Below are 19,275 nucleotides of genomic sequence, written 5' to 3' on the forward strand. Positions count from 1 at the left end.
GCCCATAGGCCCCCCATGCTGATCGTGGCAGACGAAAACATTCCCCTGGTCGATGCCTTCTTCCAGGGCTTTGGTGAAATCCGCCGGTTGCCTGGGCGCACGCTCAGCGCCGAGGCCGTTCGCGATGCCGATGTGCTGCTGGTGCGCTCGGTTACGCAGGTCAATCAGGCGTTACTCGAAGGCAGCAAGGTCCGCTTTGTGGGCACCTGCACCATCGGTACCGACCACCTGGACCTTCCATGGCTCGAAGCCGCAGGCATCCACTGGGCCAGCGCGCCAGGCTGCAACGCCCGTGGCGTGGTGGACTACGTGCTTGGCAGCCTGTTTACCCTGGCCGAGCTGGACGGCGTGGCACTGCCCGAGCGGCGCTACGGTATCGTTGGTGCCGGGCAGGTGGGCGGCCGGCTGGCCGCGGTGTTGCGGGGGCTGGGCTGGGATGTGCGGGTGTGTGATCCGCCCCGGCAAGCCGCGGAAGGCGGCGATTATTGCAGCCTGGAAGAAATCATCGAGCAATGCGACGTGATCAGCCTGCACACCCCGTTGACGCGAACCGGGCCATACCCCACCTGGCACCTGTTCGATCGTGAACGCCTTGAGCGACTGCGCCCGGGCACGTGGCTGATCAATGCGGCGCGGGGCCCCGTGGTCGGCAACGAAGCGCTGAAAAACGTATTGCTGGCCCGTGACGACCTTCAGGCCGTGCTGGATGTATGGGAACAGGAGCCCGCCGTGGATCTGGCCCTGGCAGACCTGTGTGTACTGGCTACGCCTCACATTGCCGGTTACAGCCTGGAAGGGCGCCAGCGCGGTACGGCGGCCATCTATCAGGCGCTATGTGTGTGGCAAGGCGTGGTAGCAGAGGTGTCTCTGGAGGCATTGCTGCCTCCACCAGCGCTGGCGAGCGTTACGCTTGATGGTCTCGCGGACCCGGCCTGGACGCTGGCGATGCTGTGCCGAGCGGTGTACGACCCCCGCAGCGACGATGCGGCTTTCCGGCGTAGCCTCAGCGACGACCCGGCACGCCAGCGTGCTGGGTTCGATGCCTTGCGCAAGGCCTACCCACCGCGGCGGGAAATCAACGGGCTAAGCGTACGGATCGACGGCGAGGCGCCGCTGCTGCGCCAGTATGTAGAGGCCCTGGGCGCAAAGCTGGAGGGCTGTGATTGTTCTGTGGCACCGGGCGCGCAGCCCGGGAATGGACTGCAGGGCTGAATGGAGCCTCAGCCCGCCGCCTGAGCTTCCTGCCTGCGCTCACTTTCCAGCGCCTGGCACGCTTCGCGCACCATACCCTCGGTGATCGGGATTTCCCGACCGGCCTCATCGATGATGGCGCCACCTACCCGGTGATGTTCAGGCAGCGGTTGTTGAACGGGAGAAATTTCGGCGGCGTGTTGTGGGTTCATGCGCAGGTCCTCATAGGCGTAGGCGGTCTGAATACACTGGGCCGGCTGCGTGACCCTCCGGTTACACGCCAGCCCAGGCAGCAGACTTTTACCCTGCGCGTGAGTTCCCCTAAGGGGAATCAGCGATATTCGCAAAGATAGGCGGTTTCGCTGGCGACCTTGAGCTGGAATTTGCTATTGGCCGGCACATTGAACTGGCTGCCTGCCTCGAAGGTTTCCCATTCGTCGCGGTCAGGCAGCTTTACGGTAAGCGCGCCGGACACCACATGCATGATTTCCCGTTGCGCCGTGCCAAATTCATATTCGCCCGTTGCCATCACGCCGATGGTGGCCGGACCTTCAGCGGTTTCGAAGGCAATGGATTTCACGGTGCCGTCGAAGTACTCGTTGACCTTGAACATGGGGCGATCCTCTCGCTTGGGTCTGAAAACGGTGTGCCAGTATGCCCAAGCGAGCCGGGGGCGTCATCCGCTTTTGTACTGTTCGGGTAACGCCAGAGGCAGCAGGCGAGCCGTATTGCGTGCATCTTCGAGCGCGCGATGCTGGCTGCCCTGGAACTGCAGGCCGGCCAACTGCAGCGCGCCGTTAAGCCCGGTAGGGCGGGGAAGCTGGCGGGCCTTGGCAAAGCGCTGCTTGAGGTTCACATGGGGCACGTTGGCAAGCAGGCTGGCCAGGTTGTATTCGCGCCAGGCCAGCACAAATTGCTGCCGGTCGTAGTCTCCCCAACTCGCCCAGCCTGCCAACGGTGCGGGCACGTGGCCCAACCAGCGCTCGAATTGTGCCCATACCTGCGGCAGGGGTTGGGCCCCGTCGATATCGGCCTGGCTGATATGCGTCAGTTCCCGGCAAAAGGACGTGAGCAAGGGCCTGCGTTGTGGGCGAACGAACCGCTGGAAGTGGTCCAGTTCGCGGCCGTCGCGGTCGACCAGGCAGGCGCCGATCTCGATGATTTCCATTTCCTCGACCGGCCAGCCACCCTCGTCGGTGGTGGCTTCCAGGTCAATGACCAGCCAATGCGGCATATGTGGCCCCTTGAATAGCGTCCAAGGCTAGAGCCTAGCCAAGCCGGGAAGGTTCCGATACCCGCGCTCAATGGTGGCCCACGCAGTGATAAGCCACAATCCAGGCGATGAACGAGGCCCGAAGTTGTTTGTGCGGGTGAAAACGCCTAGCTTATGTCGATTATCCAGTTGGAGCGCCCGCCTTGTTCTTCACGCCCTCGCGGGCCGCACTCGCGTTCGCGACTTGGTTCGCCGCTTTTTGCGCAGGCTCGGCAGCCCAGGCACAGGACGTTGTGAAAGTCGCCGCCGCGCACTTTCCGCCCTACACCGTCCATCCCGAAAGCGGGGCCGACACGGGCTTGCTGCCCGACCTGGTGGCGGCCCTGAACCGTGTGCAAGGCCGCTACCTGTTCACATTGGTGCCTACATCGCTGCCGCGCAGGTTTCAGGACCTGCGCCAGGGGCGCGTGGACATGGCCATTTTCGAGAACCCTCGATGGGGTTGGGAGGGTACGCCCCATGTTGCCGTGGACATGGGCCTGGAGGACGCCGAAGTGTTCGTGGGCCGACGTATGGACGGCCGCGACGATCGGTATTTCGCGAGCCTGGCCAACAAGCGGATGGCCCTGTACAGCGGCTATCACTATGCGTTCGCCGGTTTCAATGCCGAGCCGGAGTACCTGGTCAGCCATTATCGGGCGACCCTGACGTACTCCCACGACAGCAATCTGTTGATGGTCGCGCGCAACCGTGCCGATATCGCACTGGTGACCCGCTCCTACCTCACCGGCTTCTTCGACAAATACCCTGAGCTCAAGGCTTCGCTGCTGGTGTCCCAGCGCACGGACCAGATCTACCATCACTATGCGCTGTTGAGGCCGAACGGCCCGATCACCGGCGACGAGCTGGCGGGCTATCTGGAGCAGTTGCATGCCAGTGGCGAAATGAAGCGGCTGTTCGCCCCGTACAACGTGGACGTGCTGCCTCGGGTAGACGGCACCGCGGTAATCGAACACCGGGTGCCGTAGCGGCGCTCAGCCCAGCTCGAAGGCTTCGAGCCGCGCGCCTTCGCGGTCCCACTCCAGCACCCAGCCCTGGCGGTCCCAGTCGCCCAGCACGATTCTCCGCGCGGGCGCCTCGCCGACCTGAAGCTTGTGCACCGCCGGGCGGTGAGTATGGCCGTGGATCAGGGTGGTCACGCCGGCCTGGCCCATGACGCGCGGCACTTCGTCGGGTGTAACGTCGACGATGTCGCGGGCTTTCATGCGGGTATGCGCCTTGCTTTCGTTGCGCAAGCGGCGGGCGAGCCGCTGCCGCCAGCCCACCGGCAAGTGTCGCAGCGCCCACAGCGTGAGCGGGTTACGCAACACACGGCGCAGCTTGAGGTAGCCTTCGTCGCGGGTACACAACAGGTCGCCGTGCATCAGCAACACCTCTTCGCCGTCCAGGTCGATCACGCAGGGATCGCTGAGCAGGGTGCAGCCGGCGGCCTGGCAGAATGCTTCGCCAATCAGGAAATCCCGGTTGCCGTGCATCAGGTACACCTGGGTGCCGCTGTCGGTCAGCTCCCGCAGGGCGCGGCAGATGCTGGCCTGGTAGGGCGACATGGCGTCGTCGCCGATCCAGGCCTCGAAAAAGTCCCCGAGGATGTAGAGCGCGCGAGCAGCGCGAGCACGGCCCTCGAGGAAGTGCAAAAACGCCCGGGTGATATCCGGGCGTTCTTCTTGCAGGTGCAGATCAGAGATCAGCAGTATCACTCGATGATCTCGGCTTTCTCGATGATCACGTCGTCTTTCGGCACGTCCTGATGGCCAGCCTTGGAGCCGGTGGCAACGCCTTTGATAGCATCGACCACGTCCTGACCTTCGACCACTTCACCGAACACGGCGTAGCCCCAGCCCTGGGTGGTGGGCGCGGTGTGGTTGAGGAAGCTGTTGTCAGCCACGTTGATGAAGAACTGCGCCGAGGCCGAGTGCGGCTCCATGGTGCGGGCCATGGCAACGCTGTACTTCTTGTTCGGCAGGCCGTTGTTGGCTTCGTTCTTGATGGGCGCGCGCTTGTCGGTCTTTTCCTTCATGCCAGGCTCGAAGCCGCCGCCCTGGATCATGAAATTGCCGATCACACGGTGGAACACAGTGTTCTCGTAATGGCCGGCCTTTACGTATTCGATGAAGTTGGCAACGGTGCCAGGGGCCTTGTCTGCGTTGAGCTGCAGAACGATGTCGCCGTGGTTGGTGGACAGTTTGACCTTGGACATACAAATTCACTCTTGTCAGATATTCAAGTGGCGCCACGGTTTTAGGGTAGCGGCCTGTTAGTGCCTTGAAAGCATCAGCTATGATACGGGCTTTGTTTTAGGCTTTACACGAAAAGTGGCTGCGCTCGTTCATGCCGCGTCAAAAACCGGCTCGGAATGCTCATTTACAACCAGTAAACTCCGCATCCTCGCCGGCTTTTTCCTTGCCTGACCTTCGCTCGCCGACTTTTCATGCAAACCCTAACTGGCTTACACCGTATTTGAAGGATTCCATGACCAAGCCTACCGCCGACAACGCTTCGACCGCCGCCGCCAAGGCTGAGCCTGTAGTTCCGGCCAACTTCCTGCGCCCGATCATGCAGGCCGATCTCGAGGCCGGCAAGCACACCGCCATCGTCACGCGCTTCCCGCCGGAGCCCAACGGTTACCTGCACATTGGCCATGCCAAGTCCATCTGCGTGAACTTCGGCCTGGCCCAGGAATTCGGTGGCAGCTGCCACCTGCGTTTCGATGACACCAACCCGGCCAAGGAAGACCAGGAATACATCGATGCCATCATGGCGGACGTGAAATGGCTGGGCTTCCAGTGGGCGGGCGAGGTGCGTTACGCCTCCAGCTATTTCGACCAGCTGCACGCCTGGGCGGTGGAACTGATCAAGGCCGGCAAGGCTTATGTGGACGACCTCACCCCCGAGCAGGCGCGGGAATACCGCGGCAGCCTCACCGAGCCGGGCAAGAACAGCCCCTTCCGTGAGCGTTCGGTACAAGAAAACCTCGACCTGTTCGCCCGCATGAAGGCTGGCGAATTCAAGGACGGCGAGCGTGTGCTGCGGGCGAAGATCGACATGGCCTCGCCCAACATGAACCTGCGCGACCCCATTCTTTACCGCATCCGCCATGCGCATCACCACCAGACCGGCGACGCCTGGTGCATCTACCCCAACTACGACTTCACTCACGGGCAGTCCGACGCGATCGAAGGCATCACCCATTCGATCTGCACCCTGGAGTTCGAAGGCCATCGGCCACTGTACGAGTGGTTCCTGGACAACCTGCCGGTGCCGAGCAAGCCGCGCCAGTACGAATTCTCCCGGCTGAACCTGAACTACACCATCACCAGCAAGCGCAAGCTCAAGCAGTTGGTAGACGAACAGCACGTGCGCGGCTGGGACGATCCCCGCATGTCCACACTGCAGGGCTACCGCCGCCGTGGCTACACCCCGCAGGCGATTCGCAACTTCTGCGAGATGATCGGTACCAACCGTTCCGACGGCGTAGTGGACATGGCCATGCTGGAATTCAGCATCCGCGAGGACCTGGACCGCACCGCGCCGCGCGCCATGTGCGTGCTGCGCCCGCTGAAGGTGACCATCACCAACTACCCGGAAGGCCAGCAGCAGATGCTGGAGCTGGCGCGCCATCCCAAGGAAGACATGGGCGTGCGCCAGTTGCCGTTCGCGCGGGAGCTGTACATTGACCGTGACGATTTCATGGAAACCCCGCCCAAGGGCTACAAGCGCCTGGAGCCGGGTGGTGAAGTGCGCCTGCGTGGCGCCTACGTGATCCGCGCCGACGAAACGGTGAAGGATGCCGACGGCAACATCGTCGAGCTGCTGTGCTCGTACGATCCCGATACCCTGGGCAAGAACCCCGAAGGCCGCAAGGTGAAGGGCGTGATCCACTGGGTACCGGCCGAGGCCAGCGTGGAATGTGAAGTACGGCTGTACGACCGCCTGTTCCGTTCGGCCAACCCGGAAAAATCCGAAGAAGGCGGCAGCTTCCTGGACAACATCAACCCGGATTCGCTGCAGATCCTCACCGGTTGCCGCGCCGAGCCGTCGCTGGCCCAGGCACAGCCCGAGGACCGTTTCCAGTTCGAGCGCGAAGGGTACTTCTGCGCCGACCTGAAAGACACCCAACCGGGCAAGCCTGTATTCAACCGTACCGTGACCCTGCGTGACTCCTGGAGCTGATGCCGCCGTGCTGAACATCTATAACACGCTGACCAAGGCCAAGGAGCCGTTCAAGCCACTGGACGGCAACAAGGTGCGGATGTACGTGTGCGGGATGACCGTTTACGACTACTGCCACCTAGGGCACGGCCGCAGCATGGTGGCGTTCGACCTGATCACCCGTTGGCTGCGCTACAGCGGGTACGACCTTACTTATGTGCGCAATATCACCGACATCGAAGACAAGATCATCAACCGGGCCAACCAGAACGGCGAGCCCTATGATGCCCTTACCGCGCGCATGATCGACGCGATGCACGAGGACGAGCGCCGGCTGAACATTCTGCCGCCGGATCAGGAGCCCCGCGCTACCGACCACATCCCCGGCATGCAGGCGATGATCCAGACCCTGATCGACAAGGGCTACGCCTACGCGCCCGGCAACGGCGACGTGTACTACCGCGTAGGCAAGTTCCAGGGCTACGGAAAGCTGTCGCGCAAGCGCATCGAAGATCTGCGCATCGGCGCTCGCATCGAAGTGGAGGAGGCCAAGCAGGACCCGCTCGACTTCGTACTGTGGAAAGCCGCCAAGCCGGGCGAGCCAAGCTGGGAGTCCCCGTGGGGCCCTGGCCGGCCGGGCTGGCACATCGAGTGCTCGGTGATGTCCACCTGCTGCCTGGGTGAAACCTTCGACATCCACGGCGGTGGCAGCGACCTGGAGTTCCCGCACCACGAGAACGAGATCGCCCAGAGCGAGGCCGCGACCGGCAAGCCCTACGCCAATGCCTGGATGCACTGCGGCATGATCCGTATCAACGGCGAGAAGATGTCCAAGTCGTTGAACAACTTCTTCACCATTCGCGATGTGCTCGAAAAGTACCACCCGGAGGTGGTGCGTTACCTGTTGGTGGCCAGCCATTATCGCAGCGCCATCAACTATTCCGAAGACAGCCTGCGCGACGCCAAAAGCGCGCTGGACCGCTTCTACCACGCGCTCAAGGGCTTGCCGGCCAGCGCAGCGGTGGGTGGGGAGGCATACGTGGAGCGGTTCGCCGCGGCCATGAACGACGATTTCAACACCGCCGAAGCCTGCGCGGTATTGTTCGACCTCGTGCGGGAAATCAACCGCCTGCGTGACACCGACGCCCAGGCCGCCGCTGGCCTGGCTGGGCGTTTGCGGGAACTGGGTGATCTGCTGGGCGTATTGCAGCTGGATGCCGAAGCCTTCCTGCGCGCCGATGCCGAAGGCCGTGTAGATGCCGCTGAGGTGGAAGCGCTGATTCAGGCGCGACTACAGGCCCGAACCGACAAGAACTGGGCCGAATCCGACCGCATTCGCGACCAGCTCACTGCCATGGGCGTGGTGCTGGAGGATGGTAAAGGCGGTACCACCTGGCGCTTGGCGGACTAAGGTCGGCTGCATGTAGAACCTGGCGGAGCCAGGGAATGGCCTCGATCAGGGCTTGAAATGGCCCTGTTCGCAGGCTGGCGCCAGCTCCTACGGTCCTGCACTTTCCGCGGGCCAGGCGCCTGCGTTTATCTCGCGCAGGCGCTTGTACACGGTGTTGCGGCTTACGCCCAGCCGGCGCGCTACCTGTGAAATATTGCCGTCGGTGGCCCGCAGCAGGGCGTTGATGTCCTGCGCCGGCACTTCCACTACCCGAGGTGGCGGCGCAGAGGCAAAGGGGGTTAGGAGGGTGTCGGGCAAATGCTCCGGTTCGATCCTGGCGTCGTCTGCCAAGGCCAGCGCCACTTGAATCACGCTGCTCAACTGGCGCAGGTTGCCGGGCCAAGGGTGGTTCATCAGCGCCTGCAGCGCCGCGTCACTGAAACCGGCGCGTTGCTCGGGCTGCCGGTGCTGTTCCCAGATGGCCTGAATCAGTTCAAGGCGGTCGCTGCGCTCGCGCAGTGGGGGCAGCTTCAACGTGCAGCCCGCAATGCGGTAGTACAAATCTTCACGGAAGGTGCCCTCGGCCACGGCTTGCGTCAGGTCCCGGTGGGTGGCGCAAATCACCCGCACATCCACCGCCACCGGATCGCCGCTGCCCAGGGGTTGAATGCAGCGCTCCTGTAGCACGCGCAGTAGCCGCGCCTGGGTGGGCAGCGGCATGTCGCCGATCTCGTCGAAAAACAGCACGCCTTTGTCCGCCTTGCGGATCAGCCCGGCATTACCTTTCTGGTTCGCACCCGTGAACGCGCCTTTTTCGTAGCCGAACAGTTCGGACTCCACCAGCTCCATCGGGATCGCCGCGCAATTCACCGCTATCAGCGGTTGGCTGGCGCGGGAACTGGCGGCGTGCAGCGCCTTCACCAACACCTCCTTCCCGGCGCCGGTTTCTCCGCTGATCAGCAGCGGAATATCCCGTTCGAGCATGCGCAGGCCTTTATTCACCAGTGCGTGTTGTTCGCTGGGCGAGGCGGGTGCATGAGGCACAGGGTTTGTAGGTGGGCTCAGCAAGCACTGGAGGCGGCTGCGGCCGGCGGCAAGCAGGGGAAACGGAAGCTGGGCAGGCCGGGCCGCCAGGTCTGCCAGGTCTGCCAGGCTGGCTCGGAACAAAGTCTCGATCGGCAGGTTTCGCGGATCCTTGCCCAGCAGCGTGTCTGCCCGCCGGTTGGCGGCAATCACCTGGCCCCGAGGGTTTACCACCACCACGCCTGCCCAGGGGCTGTCCAGGTTGTTGCGCGCCGTATTGAACACCAGCCGGTGATAGCTCCCGGCGAAGCGGGCCTCCAGCAAGGCGTTTTCCAGCGCCTGCGCCATCATCTTCACGGTGCCCAGGGTATGCGAAGGGGGCAGAAAGCTATCGCTGGACAATCCCAGTACGCCCACCAGCCGCCGATCCGCATCGTACACCGGTGCGGCGGAACCGCTCATGAACCGGTTGGCCGCCAGGAAGTGCTCGTCGTGTTCAACATGCACCGCCTGGCCGCAAGCGAGCGCCGTGCCAAGGGCGTTGCAGCCCACGCGGGCCTCGCTCCAATCGGCGCCCTCCATGAAGGCCCGGGCCTGTGCTGGCTCGAAGCGCGGCGTGCCCCAGCTGCGCAACAGCCGGCCATGCTCATCGGCCAGCACCAGCAACGCCTGAATGGGCGCCAGTACCTGGCCATACATCGGTAGCAGTTGGGTATCGGCGATACCCAGCAGTTCGTTCCGGCGCACCCGCCATTGCTCAACGGTAGCGGGCGGCGGCGTGCCGTGGTCAGGGGCATCGTGCGCGTGAAGCCCAGCGGCGACAGAGCGCGCCCAGGCTTCGCGGATGGCTTGTTCGTGAACGATGCCGTGGGTGCTTGCGGACATTGCGCTGCCCTTTATGGTTATTTTTGTTCACCCAGTGTTGTTCAAACCTGAACCTTGTCAACACTTCGGGTGTTCAATTGTTCAGCCGTAGCTGTTCATTTTTGTTCAGTTGCGAACCTTCAGGCGCAGCGGCGGGCCCTGGATCGGGTCTTTCTGGAAAATGGCACGGATGTGGCTATAGCCATGGCACTACAACAACAAGGTTGCCGCCATGGCACTGGAACTGCGCAACGTGTGTCGCATCGTGGACGGGCAGCGCTGGATCGACAACGCCGACCTGCGCTTCGAAGCCGGCTCCTTTAATGTACTGCTCGGGCGTACTCTGTCCGGCAAAACCAGCCTCATGCGCCTGATGGCCGGCCTGGACCGCCCCGACAGCGGCCAAGTGCTGATGCACGGCAAGGACGTGACCGGTGTGCCGGTGCGTGCTCGCAAGGTGTCGATGGTTTACCAGCAGTTCATCAATTACCCGAACCTTACCGTTTACGAAAACATTGCCTCGCCGCTGCGCCAGGCACGCTTGGCGAACGATGAAATCGACCAACGCGTCCGAACTACCGCCAAGATGCTGCGGATAGAGCCCTTCCTCTCGCGGTATCCGCTGGAGCTCTCCGGTGGGCAGCAGCAGCGTACGGCCATGGCCCGGGCGCTGGTAAAAGACGCCGAGCTCATCCTCTTCGACGAACCCCTGGTTAACCTGGACTACAAGCTGCGCGAAGAGCTGCGACTGGAAATGCGCGAGCTGTTCGCCGCCCGCCATACCATCGCCATCTATGCGACCACCGAGCCGAATGAAGCCCTGGCCCTGGGCGGTACCACGACCATTGTGCACGAGGGGCGGATCATCCAGAGCGGTGATACTGCGCAGGTGTACCAACGCCCGAGCGAGGTGCTGGCAGCAGAGTTGTTCTCCGAGCCCCCGCTGAACCTGTTGCCCGGGCGGATCAGCGGCGGAGAAACCAGCTTCGCCGATTTCGCGCATTTTCCGCTCAATGCCGACCTTCAAGGGATCGGCGAGGGTGACTTCCGCTTCGGTGTGCGGCCCAGCCATATCAGCCTGGTGCCGTCCAACGATGACGACCTGGAACTGGCCGTCACGGTGGAGCTGGCCGAAATCAGCGGTTCGGAAACCTTCCTCCACGTTCGCAATGATCAATGGCGCCTGGTGGCGCATCTGCCTGGCGTGCATGAGTTCGCCGTGGACGCTCCAATCAAGGTGTACATCCCCACTCACAAACTGTTCGTGTTCGAGCCGCAGGGGCGTTTGGTGCAAGCCCCCGGCCGGCGCGCGGCGAGGGTTGCCTGATGGCCGAAATCCGTTTGCAGCAACTGGCCCACAGCTACGCCCGGCAGCCTGGCGCGCCGGAAGACTACGCCTTGCGCCAGCTTGACCACATCTGGGCCCAGGGCGGTGCCTATGCGCTGCTGGGGCCGTCTGGCTGCGGCAAGTCTACGTTGCTCAATATCATTTCCGGCCTGCTCACACCCTCCGAAGGCCAGGTGCTGTTCGACGGCAAACGGGTGAACGAGCTCACCCCCGAACAGCGCAACATTGCCCAGGTGTTCCAGTTCCCGGTGGTGTACGACACCATGACGGTGTTCGACAACCTGGCGTTCCCGCTGCGCAACCAGGGCATGGCGGCGGACCGCGTACGCCAGAAGGTGCAGGAAATCGCCGAGGTGCTGGAGCTCACGCCGGTGCTGAGTAAAAAGGCCCGAAACCTCAGCGCCGATGAAAAGCAGAAGGTGTCCATGGGGCGGGGGCTGGTGCGCGATGACGTGTCGGCGATCCTCTTCGATGAGCCCCTGACGGTGATCGACCCGCACCTCAAATGGAAGCTGCGGCGCAAGCTCAAGCAAATCCACGAGCAGTTCAACATCACCATGGTCTACGTGACTCACGATCAGCTGGAGGCCTCCACCTTCGCCGACAAGATCGCGGTGATGTACGGCGGCCAGATCGTGCAGTTCGGCACCCCGCGAGAACTGTTCGAACGGCCCCGGCACAGCTTTGTCGGCTACTTCATCGGAAGCCCGGGCATGAACCTGATCGAGGTAACCGAGCAGAACGGTGAGCTGACCTTCGGTGACGTGACCTTGCCGGTGCCCGCCGGGCTCTCGGGGCAACTGCCGGCGCTGGCCGGGCAGCGTTTGCAATTGGGCATCCGCCCCGAATTCGTACGGATCTGGGATGCGCATTCGGAGCACACCTTATCCGCGCGGCTGCGCCATGTAGAAGACCTGGGCACCTACCGCATCGTCACGCTGGAACTGGGCGGGCAACGGATAATGGCCCGGTTGCCCGAGGATCGGCAACTGCCGGAAGGTGACGTGCCGGTGAGCTTCCCGGCACCCTGGTTGATGCTCTATGCCAACGATGTGCTGGTGGAGGCCGACCAATGAACAAGGTGCCCAACAACAAGGCATGGTGGCTGGTACTGCCCGTGTTCATCCTGGTGGCCTTCAGTGCCATCGTGCCGATGATGACCGTGGTGAACTACTCGGTGCAGGATATCTTCGATACCTCCAGCCGCTTCTTCGTGGGCGCCGACTGGTATCGGCAAGTGCTGCAGGACCCGCGCTTGCATGATTCGCTGTTGCGCCAGTTCGTATATTCGGCGTGCGTGCTGGCGATCGAGATCCCGCTGGGGATCGGCATTGCCCTCACCATGCCGGCCAAGGGGCGGCGTGCGTCGTTGGTGCTGATCGTGATGGCCATTCCGCTGCTCATTCCTTGGAACGTGGTAGGCACCATCTGGCAGATCTTCGGCCGCGGCGACATCGGCCTGATGGGTTGGGCGCTGAATGCCATGGGCGTGGACTATAACTACGCTGCGCACACCCGCGACGCCTGGGGCACGGTGCTGGTGATGGACGTATGGCACTGGACCTCGCTGGTGGCCTTGCTGTGCTACTCCGGCCTGCGGGCGATCCCTGACGTGTATTACCAGGCCGCGCGCATCGACCGGGCCTCGCCCTGGGCAGTGTTCCGGTACATACAGCTGCCCAAGCTGAAAAGCGTGCTGCTGATCGCCGTGATGCTGCGCTTCATGGACAGCTTCATGATTTATACCGAGCCCTTCGTGCTCACCGGCGGCGGCCCCGGCAATGCCACCACCTTCCTGAGCCAGACCCTCACCCAGATGGCGGTGGGGCAGTTCGACCTGGGGCCAGCGGCGGCGTTCTCGCTGGTGTACTTCCTGATCATTTTGCTGGTGTCCTGGCTGTTCTATACCGCCATGACCCACGGCGACCGGGACTGAGGAGCAGCGACCATGCGCAAACCCATTGCCCTGACGATGTTTCTGGCGTTTTTGCTGATCCCCATTTACTGGCTGATCAACATGTCGTTCAAAACCAATACGGAGATCCTCGGCGGGCTCACGCTGTGGCCCAAAGACTTCACGCTGCAGAACTATCAGGTGATTTTCACCGACCCCAGCTGGTATGAGGGCTACCTCAACTCGTTGTCCTACGTGACCCTCAACACTTTGATATCGCTGTTGGTGGCGCTGCCGGCGGCTTATGCATTTTCCCGGTATCGGTTCCTCGGCGACAAGCACCTGTTCTTCTGGCTGCTCACCAACCGCATGGCGCCGCCGGCGGTGTTCCTGTTGCCGTTCTTCCAGCTTTATTCCTCCATCGGCTTGTTCGACACGCCTTATGCCGTGGCGCTCGCCCACTGTTTGTTCAACGTGCCGCTGGCGGTGTGGATTCTCGAGGGCTTCATGTCGGGCGTGCCCAAGGAGATCGACGAAACGGCCTACATTGATGGCTACGGTTTCTGGAAGTTTTTCCTGCGGATCTTCATCCCGTTGATTGGCTCCGGCATCGGCGTAACGGCGTTCTTCTGCTTCATGTTCTCGTGGGTGGAGCTGCTGCTGGCGCGCACGCTGACCAGCGTCAACGCCAAGCCCATCGCCGCGGTCATGACCCGCACAGTGTCGGCGGCCGGGATTGACTGGGGGGTGCTGGCGGCAGCCGGTGTGCTCACCATCCTGCCAGGCCTGCTGGTGATCTGGTTCGTTCGCAACCATGTGGCCAAGGGCTTTGCCCTGGGCCGTGTTTAAGGGAGCCGTAGCATGAGCTGGATGGCCTGGACCCTTCCCACCGCGGTGTTCTTCATTGCCGTGGGCCTGTTGCTGGTGGCCATGACCACCATCGAATTACGTTGGCCGGGTGCCGAGCGGCGGGGCTTTTTGCCCATTGCCACTACCCGCGGCGATCGGCTGTTTATCGGCCTTCTTGGTAGCGCCTACCTTCACCTGGTGATCGTGGGCGCTACCGACTGGAGCATCTGGGTGGCCTCGGCGCTGGCCCTGGTGTGGTTGGCAGTAGTGATGCGCTGGGGCTGAACGCCCTTTGCTAGAACAGCGCGGGCCGTTGGCCAGGCGCGTACATCCATTCGGGAGATTCCCCATGTTCGAGAATAAAAACAACAGGCGACAGGGCATCACACTGGCCGCCCTGCTGGTGTTCACTGCCTATGGCTCGCACGCCTTCGCCGATCAGTATGAAGACGCGGCGAAGAAGTGGATCGGCAGTGAATTCACGCCTTCCACCCTGACCCCAGACCAACAGATGGCCGAGCTCAAGTGGTTCATCGAAGCGGCCAAGCCGTTCCGCGGCATGAGCATCAAGGTGGTGTCCGAAACGCTCACCACCCATGAATATGAATCGAAGGTACTGGCCAAGGCGTTCACCGAGATCACCGGCATCAAGCTGACCCACGACCTGGTGCAAGAGGGCGACGTGGTCGAGAAACTGCAGACCCAGATGCAGTCCGACCAGAACATCTACGATGGTTGGGTGAACGACTCCGACCTGATCGGTACCCACTTCCGCTACGGCAAGGTGGAATCCCTCACCGACCTGATGGCCAATGAAGGCAAGGATTACACCTCGCCAACCCTGGACATCAACGACTTCATTGGCATTTCCTTCACCACCGCGCCCGACAAGAAGATCTACCAACTGCCCGACCAGCAGTTCGCCAACCTGTACTGGTTCCGCGCCGACTGGTTCGAGCGCCCGGACCTTAAAGCGAAGTTCAAGGCCAAGTATGGCTACGACCTGGGCGTACCGGTGAACTGGTCCGCCTACGAGGACATCGCCAAGTTCTTCAGCGAGGACGTGAAGGAGATCGACGGCAAGCGCGTGTACGGCCACATGGATTACGGCAAAAAAGATCCGTCCCTTGGCTGGCGCTTCACCGACGCCTGGTTCTCCATGGCCGGTGGTGGCGACAAGGGGCTGCCCAACGGCCTGCCTGTGGACGAGTGGGGCATCCGCGTGGAGAACTGCCGGCCGGTGGGCTCCAGCGTGACCCGCGGCGGCGATACCAACGGCCCTGCTGCGGTTTTTGCCACGCAAAAATACATCGACTGGCTCAAGGCCTATGCACCGCCGCAAGCGGCCGGCATGACCTTCTCCGAAGCAGGGCCTGTGCCAGCTCAGGGCGCGGTGGCACAGCAGATATTCTGGTACACCGCCTTTACTGCTGACATGACCAAGCCGGGCTTGCCGGTGGTGAACAGCGACGGCACGCCGAAGTGGCGGATGGCGCCATCACCCAAGGGCCCGTATTGGGAAGAAGGCATGAAGCTGGGCTATCAGGACACCGGTTCCTGGACCTTCTTCAAGTCCACCCCCGAGAAGCAGCGGCTGGCCGCCTGGCTGTACGCGCAGTTCGTGACCGCCAAGACCGTGTCGCTGAAGAAGACCATCGTAGGGCTGACCCCGATTCGTGAATCGGACATCAACTCGCAGGCCATGACCGACCTGGCGCCCAAGCTGGGTGGGCTGGTGGAGTTCTACCGCAGCCCGGCGCGGGTGCAGTGGACGCCGACGGGGACCAACGTGCCGGACTATCCGAAACTGGCGCAGCTGTGGTGGAAGCACGTGTCTGACGCGGTCAGCGGCGAGAAATCGGCCCAGGAAGCCCTCGACGGGCTGGCGGCGGATCAGGATGCGGTGCTGAAACGGCTGGAGCGCGCGCAGGCCAACTCCGCGTGCGGGCCTAAGTTGAACGAAGAGAAAACCGCGCAGTACTGGTTCGACCAGCCCGGCGCGCCCAAGCCCAAGCTCGCCAACGAGAAGCCTCAGGGCCAGACCGTCAACTACAACGAGCTGCTGAAGTCGTGGGAGGCGGCGAAGAAGTAAAAATGCCGCCTGTTCCCGGGCTAACGCCCGGTCCCACACGGATTGGAGCTTTGCCCAGGAGGGCGTGGGCTGGATTCAGCTGTGTAGGACCTGGCGGAGCCAGGGAAGGACCGACAATGGACACTGCCGGCCGGGCCCCAGTACCGGCACTACCGGCTCCGGGGCGCGGTTCGCAGGTCAGCCGTGCAGTGCCTCGGCGGCGTACAGGGTGTTTTCCAGCAGGCAGGCGCGGGTCATGGGGCCCACGCCGCCGGGTACGGGCGTGATCCAGCCCGCGCGGGGCAGGGCGGTTTCGTACACCACATCGCCCACCAGCTTGCCGTCTTCCTGACGGTTGATGCCCACGTCGATCACGATGGCGCCTGGCTTGATCCACTCGCCTTTCACCAGCCCCGGCTTGCCAGCGGCCACGACCACCAGGTCGGCACGGCTGACATGCTCGGCCAGGTCGCGGGTGAAGCGATGGGTAACGGTGACCGTACAGCCACCAAGCAATAGCTCCATGGCCATGGGGCGGCCCACGATGTTGGAGGCACCCACTACCACAGCGTTCATGCCGTAGAGGTCCTGGCCGGTGCTTTCCAGCAGCGTCATGATCCCCTTCGGCGTGCAGGGCCGCAGCAATGGAATGCGCTGCGCCAGGCGGCCGATGTTATAGGGGTGGAAGCCGTCTACGTCCTTGTCGGGGCGAATCCGCTCCAGCAGCCCGGATGCGTCCAGCCCTTCGGGCAACGGCAGTTGCAGCAGGATGCCGTCGATGGCCGGGTCTGCATTGAGCCGGTCGATCAAACTTTCGAGTTCGTCCTGGTGCGTGGTGGCAGGAAGGTCGTACGCCTGAGACAGGAAGCCGACTTCTTCGCAGTCCTTGCGCTTGTGGGACACATACACCTGCGACGCAGGATCGGTGCCCACCAGGATGACGGCCAGCCCGGGAACCCGCAGCCCTTGTTCCCGCCGTTGGGCCACTCGCTGGGCAATCCGCTGGCGCAGGCTGGCGGCAATGGCCTTGCCGTCGATAAGTTGTGCTGTCATGACGCGTGATAAACCATCGAAGGGGAAGAAAATGTGCGGCTATTCTCGCACGCCGGGCGGTCAGGTCAAAGGCGCCGAGACGAGCGAATCCGCTAAGCCCTTTAATTCAATGCATTTTTTTCTACAAAACAGTTGACGGCCCCCGGGGCCCTCTATAAGATTCGTCGCACTTGTCGGGCAGGGCCTAACGCTGGCGCAAGTGACCGCTGAAAACCTCTTGTCCTTCAATTGGTTATCAGGCATTTACGCGGTGCGGCTTTTTCACTTCAGCCCTGAAGTTGAAATACAGAGCGCCCGTAGCTCAGCTGGATAGAGCATCCGCCTTCTAAGCGGATGGTCGCAGGTTCGAGTCCTGCCGGGCGCGCCATTTGGCAGCTTTGGCACTCAGCCCTGAACAAGTAATGCAATATGGTGGGCGTAGCTCAGTTGGTAGAGCGCTGGATTGTGATTCCAGTTGTCGTGGGTTCGATTCCCATCGTCCACCCCATATTCACAAAGGCGCCTTACGCAAGTCTGGCGCCTTTGTTTTAAGCGTTTCATGCGGACGTGGTGAAATTGGTAGACACACTGGATTTAGGTTCCAGCGGCGCAAGCTGTAAGAGTTCGAGTCTCTTCGTCCGCACCATGTAACAAAAAAGCCGTCCTTTGGGGCGGTTTTTTTGTTTTTGGGGTTTGTGAGGCCGTTATGCTCCAGGGCTGGCTTGTCTGGCTGAGGTGCTGTACTCCCTTGCCCAGCGTCTTCCTTCCTGCTTGCCACCCATAATTTACGGGCCTACAATCTCCCAAAACGGGAGATGTGGCATGCGGGTGATCGCCAAAAGATCCCTGGTGAGGTTCTGGGAACAACCAGGGCATGGAGATGCCAGGGCGCCATTGGAAAGCTGGCACGAGCTGGTCCTCAAGGCAGAGTGGCCAACGCCCCAGAGCGTGAAGGATCAGGTTGGAACTGCCAGTATCTGCGCGAACAATCGCGTGGTATTCAATATCGGAGGCAACAAGTATCGGCTTGTGGCTGAGCTCCAATACAGAGCTGGCATCGTCTGGGTCAAATTCGTGGGCACCCATCAGCGATACGACGAGATAGACGTGGAGACGATCAATGAATATTAAGCCAATCCGCAGCGATGAAGACCTCCAGGCGGCTTTCGCCCGGCTCGAGCATATCTTCCAAGCCCAACCTGGATCCGCTGAGGCCGATGAGATGGAAGTGTTGGTTACGCTCGTGGAGGCCTACGAAAACAAGCATTACCCCATTCATGTGACCGATCCGGTCGAGGCGATCAAATTTCATATGGATCAGCAAGGGCTGACGCCGCGTGATCTGGAACGTTTTATAGGCCCAAGTGGGCGAGTATCCGAAATCCTAGGTAAAAAACGCCGGCTTAGCCTTGGTATGATCAAGCGTCTGCATGATGGCTTGAAAATCCCTTATGAATCGCTTCTCGCAGGCGTGGCATGAGTATTTCATAAGGGCACGGGCGTAAACCTCCGCCAGGCGCGCTGGATTTAGGTTCCAGCGGCGCAATCTGTAAGAGTTCGAGTCTCTTCGTCCGCACCATGTAACAAAAAAGCCGTCCTTTGGGGCGTTTTTTTGTTTTTGGCTCTTTATAAATGGTCGAAGATCCAGCCGATTGCAGTGATGGTCATCCTGCCAGTTCACTTCTTCATGCGGAGCGGAAGCTTTGGCTTCTGAATCACTTTCGAGCGATCACGCGGCTGGTCGCTTCTTTCTGATGAAAACAGCCTCAATCGAGCGGTGCGTGGCCAGGGCTCTTGAGGAATACACCAAAGGGCCTGATAGCTTTGCCGGTGACGTGACCCGGCAGGATGCGGCTGCGCTGAACATTATTCGCGCCTGCGAAGCAGCGCTCAGCATTGGCCATTACCTGATTCGCCGCGAACGCCTCGGCGTGCCCCAGAGCGCACGGGACGTGTTCGACCTCTTGGCCCGTGGTGGGTGGATAAGCGCCGAGTTAGCGCCTTCCATGAAAAACATGGTCGGCTTCCGGAATATCGCGGTTCACGAATATCAGAAGCTTCAGCTTCCCATCATGGTGGCCATTATTACCCGGCACCTGGATGATTTCGTTGCGTTCAGCTCCGCTGTTCTGCGTAGAGATGGAGGTATATTCGCCGGAGAAAAGCTTGGTGGCTAGCTGGAAAGGTGAAT

20 protein-coding genes and 3 tRNA genes are annotated in these 19,275 nt (G+C 61.9%); 16 read left to right on the forward strand and 7 right to left on the reverse strand.

The window, feature by feature from the left end; translation table 11 throughout:
* Positions 1-15 precede the first annotated feature (15 nt).
* Entirely contained in the window at positions 16-1,212 is a 1,197-nt protein-coding gene (gene pdxB / locus AC3Z8Y_RS06530) for a 4-phosphoerythronate dehydrogenase PdxB (protein ID WP_490088960.1), read from the forward strand.
* An 8-nt stretch (positions 1,213-1,220) separates the two neighbouring features.
* Here pdxB and AC3Z8Y_RS06535 read toward each other — a convergent pair whose 3' ends face one another.
* The 3 genes from AC3Z8Y_RS06535 to AC3Z8Y_RS06545 form a co-directional block, all read right to left on the reverse strand.
* Positions 1,221-1,403 (reverse strand): PA1571 family protein, encoded by a 183-nt coding sequence (locus tag AC3Z8Y_RS06535; RefSeq protein ID WP_490088961.1) that lies wholly within the window; start codon positions 1,401-1,403, stop codon positions 1,221-1,223.
* 119 nt (positions 1,404-1,522) lie between these two features.
* A complete protein-coding gene (ppnP, locus tag AC3Z8Y_RS06540) occupies positions 1,523-1,804 on the reverse strand; it encodes a pyrimidine/purine nucleoside phosphorylase (RefSeq protein WP_490088962.1) in 282 nt (93 codons plus the stop codon).
* A gap of 63 nt (positions 1,805-1,867) precedes the next feature.
* A complete protein-coding gene (locus AC3Z8Y_RS06545; protein ID WP_490088963.1) occupies positions 1,868-2,425 on the reverse strand; it encodes a 3'-5' exonuclease in 558 nt (185 codons plus the stop codon).
* 182 nt (positions 2,426-2,607) lie between these two features.
* On the opposite strand from AC3Z8Y_RS06545, the gene AC3Z8Y_RS06550 reads away from it, so the two are divergent.
* Entirely contained in the window at positions 2,608-3,432 is an 825-nt protein-coding gene (locus AC3Z8Y_RS06550; protein WP_490088964.1) for a substrate-binding periplasmic protein, read from the forward strand.
* Between the two features lie 6 nt (positions 3,433-3,438).
* Here AC3Z8Y_RS06550 and AC3Z8Y_RS06555 read toward each other — a convergent pair whose 3' ends face one another.
* Together AC3Z8Y_RS06555 and AC3Z8Y_RS06560 are read right to left on the reverse strand one after the other, a co-directional pair.
* The gene (locus tag AC3Z8Y_RS06555; RefSeq protein ID WP_490088965.1) at positions 3,439-4,161 is read right to left on the reverse strand and encodes a UDP-2,3-diacylglucosamine diphosphatase; all 723 of its coding nucleotides are present in this window, start codon (positions 4,159-4,161) and stop codon (positions 3,439-3,441) included.
* Positions 4,158-4,661, reverse strand: coding sequence for a peptidylprolyl isomerase (locus AC3Z8Y_RS06560; RefSeq protein WP_490088966.1), 504 nt, complete (start codon positions 4,659-4,661; stop codon positions 4,158-4,160). Before AC3Z8Y_RS06560 ends, AC3Z8Y_RS06555 begins: the two co-directional genes overlap by 4 nt.
* Positions 4,662-4,933: 272 nt before the next feature.
* Between AC3Z8Y_RS06560 and AC3Z8Y_RS06565 the strand changes: the two genes are divergently transcribed.
* Together AC3Z8Y_RS06565 and cysS are read left to right on the forward strand one after the other, a co-directional pair.
* On the forward strand, positions 4,934-6,634 hold the full coding sequence (locus AC3Z8Y_RS06565) for a glutamine--tRNA ligase/YqeY domain fusion protein (protein ID WP_490088967.1): 1,701 nt from the start codon (positions 4,934-4,936) through the stop codon (positions 6,632-6,634).
* Positions 6,635-6,641: 7 nt separating this feature from the next.
* Positions 6,642-8,024 (forward strand): cysteine--tRNA ligase, encoded by a 1,383-nt coding sequence (gene cysS / locus AC3Z8Y_RS06570; RefSeq protein WP_490088968.1) that lies wholly within the window; start codon positions 6,642-6,644, stop codon positions 8,022-8,024.
* 87 nt (positions 8,025-8,111) lie between these two features.
* Here the strand turns inward: cysS and AC3Z8Y_RS06575 are convergent, their stop codons facing one another.
* The gene (locus AC3Z8Y_RS06575; RefSeq protein WP_490088969.1) at positions 8,112-9,911 is read right to left on the reverse strand and encodes a sigma-54-dependent Fis family transcriptional regulator; all 1,800 of its coding nucleotides are present in this window, start codon (positions 9,909-9,911) and stop codon (positions 8,112-8,114) included.
* A 211-nt stretch (positions 9,912-10,122) separates the two neighbouring features.
* Here AC3Z8Y_RS06575 and AC3Z8Y_RS06580 point away from each other — a divergent pair, with 211 nt between their 5' ends.
* The 6 genes from AC3Z8Y_RS06580 to AC3Z8Y_RS06605 all read left to right on the forward strand — a co-directional run bounded on the left by AC3Z8Y_RS06580 (position 10,123) and on the right by AC3Z8Y_RS06605 (position 16,073).
* Positions 10,123-11,217 carry an ABC transporter ATP-binding protein gene (locus AC3Z8Y_RS06580; protein WP_490088970.1) on the forward strand — a complete coding sequence of 365 codons (1,095 nt, stop codon included), beginning with the start codon at positions 10,123-10,125 and terminating at the stop codon, positions 11,215-11,217.
* A complete protein-coding gene (locus AC3Z8Y_RS06585) occupies positions 11,217-12,314 on the forward strand; it encodes an ABC transporter ATP-binding protein (protein ID WP_490088971.1) in 1,098 nt (365 codons plus the stop codon). The genes AC3Z8Y_RS06580 and AC3Z8Y_RS06585 overlap by 1 nt, the downstream gene beginning before the upstream one ends.
* The gene (locus AC3Z8Y_RS06590; protein ID WP_181114830.1) at positions 12,311-13,174 is read left to right on the forward strand and encodes a carbohydrate ABC transporter permease; all 864 of its coding nucleotides are present in this window, start codon (positions 12,311-12,313) and stop codon (positions 13,172-13,174) included. The genes AC3Z8Y_RS06585 and AC3Z8Y_RS06590 overlap by 4 nt, the downstream gene beginning before the upstream one ends.
* Before the next feature lie 12 nt (positions 13,175-13,186).
* A complete protein-coding gene (locus AC3Z8Y_RS06595) occupies positions 13,187-13,981 on the forward strand; it encodes a carbohydrate ABC transporter permease (RefSeq protein ID WP_181114828.1) in 795 nt (264 codons plus the stop codon).
* Positions 13,982-13,993: 12 nt separating this feature from the next.
* A complete protein-coding gene (locus AC3Z8Y_RS06600; RefSeq protein WP_181114826.1) occupies positions 13,994-14,266 on the forward strand; it encodes a DUF2160 domain-containing protein in 273 nt (90 codons plus the stop codon).
* A gap of 64 nt (positions 14,267-14,330) precedes the next feature.
* Complete coding sequence (locus tag AC3Z8Y_RS06605; RefSeq protein WP_181114824.1) at positions 14,331-16,073, forward strand: ABC transporter substrate-binding protein; 1,743 nt, start codon at positions 14,331-14,333, stop codon at positions 16,071-16,073.
* Positions 16,074-16,250: 177 nt separating this feature from the next.
* On the opposite strand, the gene folD is transcribed toward AC3Z8Y_RS06605, so the two are convergent.
* On the reverse strand, positions 16,251-17,105 hold the full coding sequence (gene folD, locus AC3Z8Y_RS06610) for a bifunctional methylenetetrahydrofolate dehydrogenase/methenyltetrahydrofolate cyclohydrolase FolD (protein WP_490088972.1): 855 nt from the start codon (positions 17,103-17,105) through the stop codon (positions 16,251-16,253).
* Between the two features lie 290 nt (positions 17,106-17,395).
* Here folD and AC3Z8Y_RS06615 point away from each other — a divergent pair.
* From AC3Z8Y_RS06615 to hepT, 6 genes are all read left to right on the forward strand, one after another.
* Positions 17,396-17,472 (forward strand) — tRNA-Arg (locus AC3Z8Y_RS06615).
* Between the two features lie 44 nt (positions 17,473-17,516).
* A tRNA-His gene (locus AC3Z8Y_RS06620) sits at positions 17,517-17,592 on the forward strand.
* Positions 17,593-17,645: 53 nt separating this feature from the next.
* A tRNA-Leu gene (locus AC3Z8Y_RS06625) sits at positions 17,646-17,730 on the forward strand.
* 176 nt (positions 17,731-17,906) lie between these two features.
* Positions 17,907-18,215, forward strand: a complete 309-nt coding sequence (locus AC3Z8Y_RS06630; protein ID WP_490088973.1) for a type II toxin-antitoxin system HigB family toxin — start codon at positions 17,907-17,909, stop codon at positions 18,213-18,215.
* Positions 18,205-18,564, forward strand: a complete 360-nt coding sequence (locus tag AC3Z8Y_RS06635; protein ID WP_490088974.1) for a helix-turn-helix domain-containing protein — start codon at positions 18,205-18,207, stop codon at positions 18,562-18,564. Before AC3Z8Y_RS06630 ends, AC3Z8Y_RS06635 begins: the two co-directional genes overlap by 11 nt.
* Positions 18,565-18,838: 274 nt before the next feature.
* Entirely contained in the window at positions 18,839-19,261 is a 423-nt protein-coding gene (gene hepT, locus AC3Z8Y_RS06640) for a type VII toxin-antitoxin system HepT family RNase toxin (protein ID WP_490088975.1), read from the forward strand.
* Positions 19,262-19,275: the final 14 nt, after the last annotated feature.

This window comes from Pseudomonas sp. 3MAES_34.3B (genome assembly GCF_058145875.1).

Bases quoted from the DNA above. Each gene is read 5' to 3' on its own strand.
- pdxB (WP_490088960.1), top strand. From the start codon at position 16: ATGCTGATCGTGGCAGACGAAAACATTCCCCTGGTCGATGCCTTCTTC.
- AC3Z8Y_RS06535 (WP_490088961.1), bottom strand. From the start codon at position 1,403: ATGAACCCACAACACGCCGCCGAAATTTCTCCCGTTCAACAACCGCTG.
- ppnP (WP_490088962.1), bottom strand. From the start codon at position 1,804: ATGTTCAAGGTCAACGAGTACTTCGACGGCACCGTGAAATCCATTGCC.
- AC3Z8Y_RS06545 (WP_490088963.1), bottom strand. From the start codon at position 2,425: ATGCCGCATTGGCTGGTCATTGACCTGGAAGCCACCACCGACGAGGGT.
- AC3Z8Y_RS06560 (WP_490088966.1), bottom strand. From the start codon at position 4,661: ATGTCCAAGGTCAAACTGTCCACCAACCACGGCGACATCGTTCTGCAG.
- AC3Z8Y_RS06565 (WP_490088967.1), top strand. From the start codon at position 4,934: ATGACCAAGCCTACCGCCGACAACGCTTCGACCGCCGCCGCCAAGGCT.
- AC3Z8Y_RS06575 (WP_490088969.1), bottom strand. From the start codon at position 9,911: ATGTCCGCAAGCACCCACGGCATCGTTCACGAACAAGCCATCCGCGAA.
- AC3Z8Y_RS06580 (WP_490088970.1), top strand. From the start codon at position 10,123: ATGGCACTGGAACTGCGCAACGTGTGTCGCATCGTGGACGGGCAGCGC.
- AC3Z8Y_RS06585 (WP_490088971.1), top strand. From the start codon at position 11,217: ATGGCCGAAATCCGTTTGCAGCAACTGGCCCACAGCTACGCCCGGCAG.
- AC3Z8Y_RS06590 (WP_181114830.1), top strand. From the start codon at position 12,311: ATGAACAAGGTGCCCAACAACAAGGCATGGTGGCTGGTACTGCCCGTG.
- AC3Z8Y_RS06595 (WP_181114828.1), top strand. From the start codon at position 13,187: ATGCGCAAACCCATTGCCCTGACGATGTTTCTGGCGTTTTTGCTGATC.
- AC3Z8Y_RS06600 (WP_181114826.1), top strand. From the start codon at position 13,994: ATGAGCTGGATGGCCTGGACCCTTCCCACCGCGGTGTTCTTCATTGCC.
- AC3Z8Y_RS06605 (WP_181114824.1), top strand. From the start codon at position 14,331: ATGTTCGAGAATAAAAACAACAGGCGACAGGGCATCACACTGGCCGCC.
- folD (WP_490088972.1), bottom strand. From the start codon at position 17,105: ATGACAGCACAACTTATCGACGGCAAGGCCATTGCCGCCAGCCTGCGC.
- AC3Z8Y_RS06630 (WP_490088973.1), top strand. From the start codon at position 17,907: ATGCGGGTGATCGCCAAAAGATCCCTGGTGAGGTTCTGGGAACAACCA.
- AC3Z8Y_RS06635 (WP_490088974.1), top strand. From the start codon at position 18,205: ATGAATATTAAGCCAATCCGCAGCGATGAAGACCTCCAGGCGGCTTTC.
- hepT (WP_490088975.1), top strand. From the start codon at position 18,839: ATGAAAACAGCCTCAATCGAGCGGTGCGTGGCCAGGGCTCTTGAGGAA.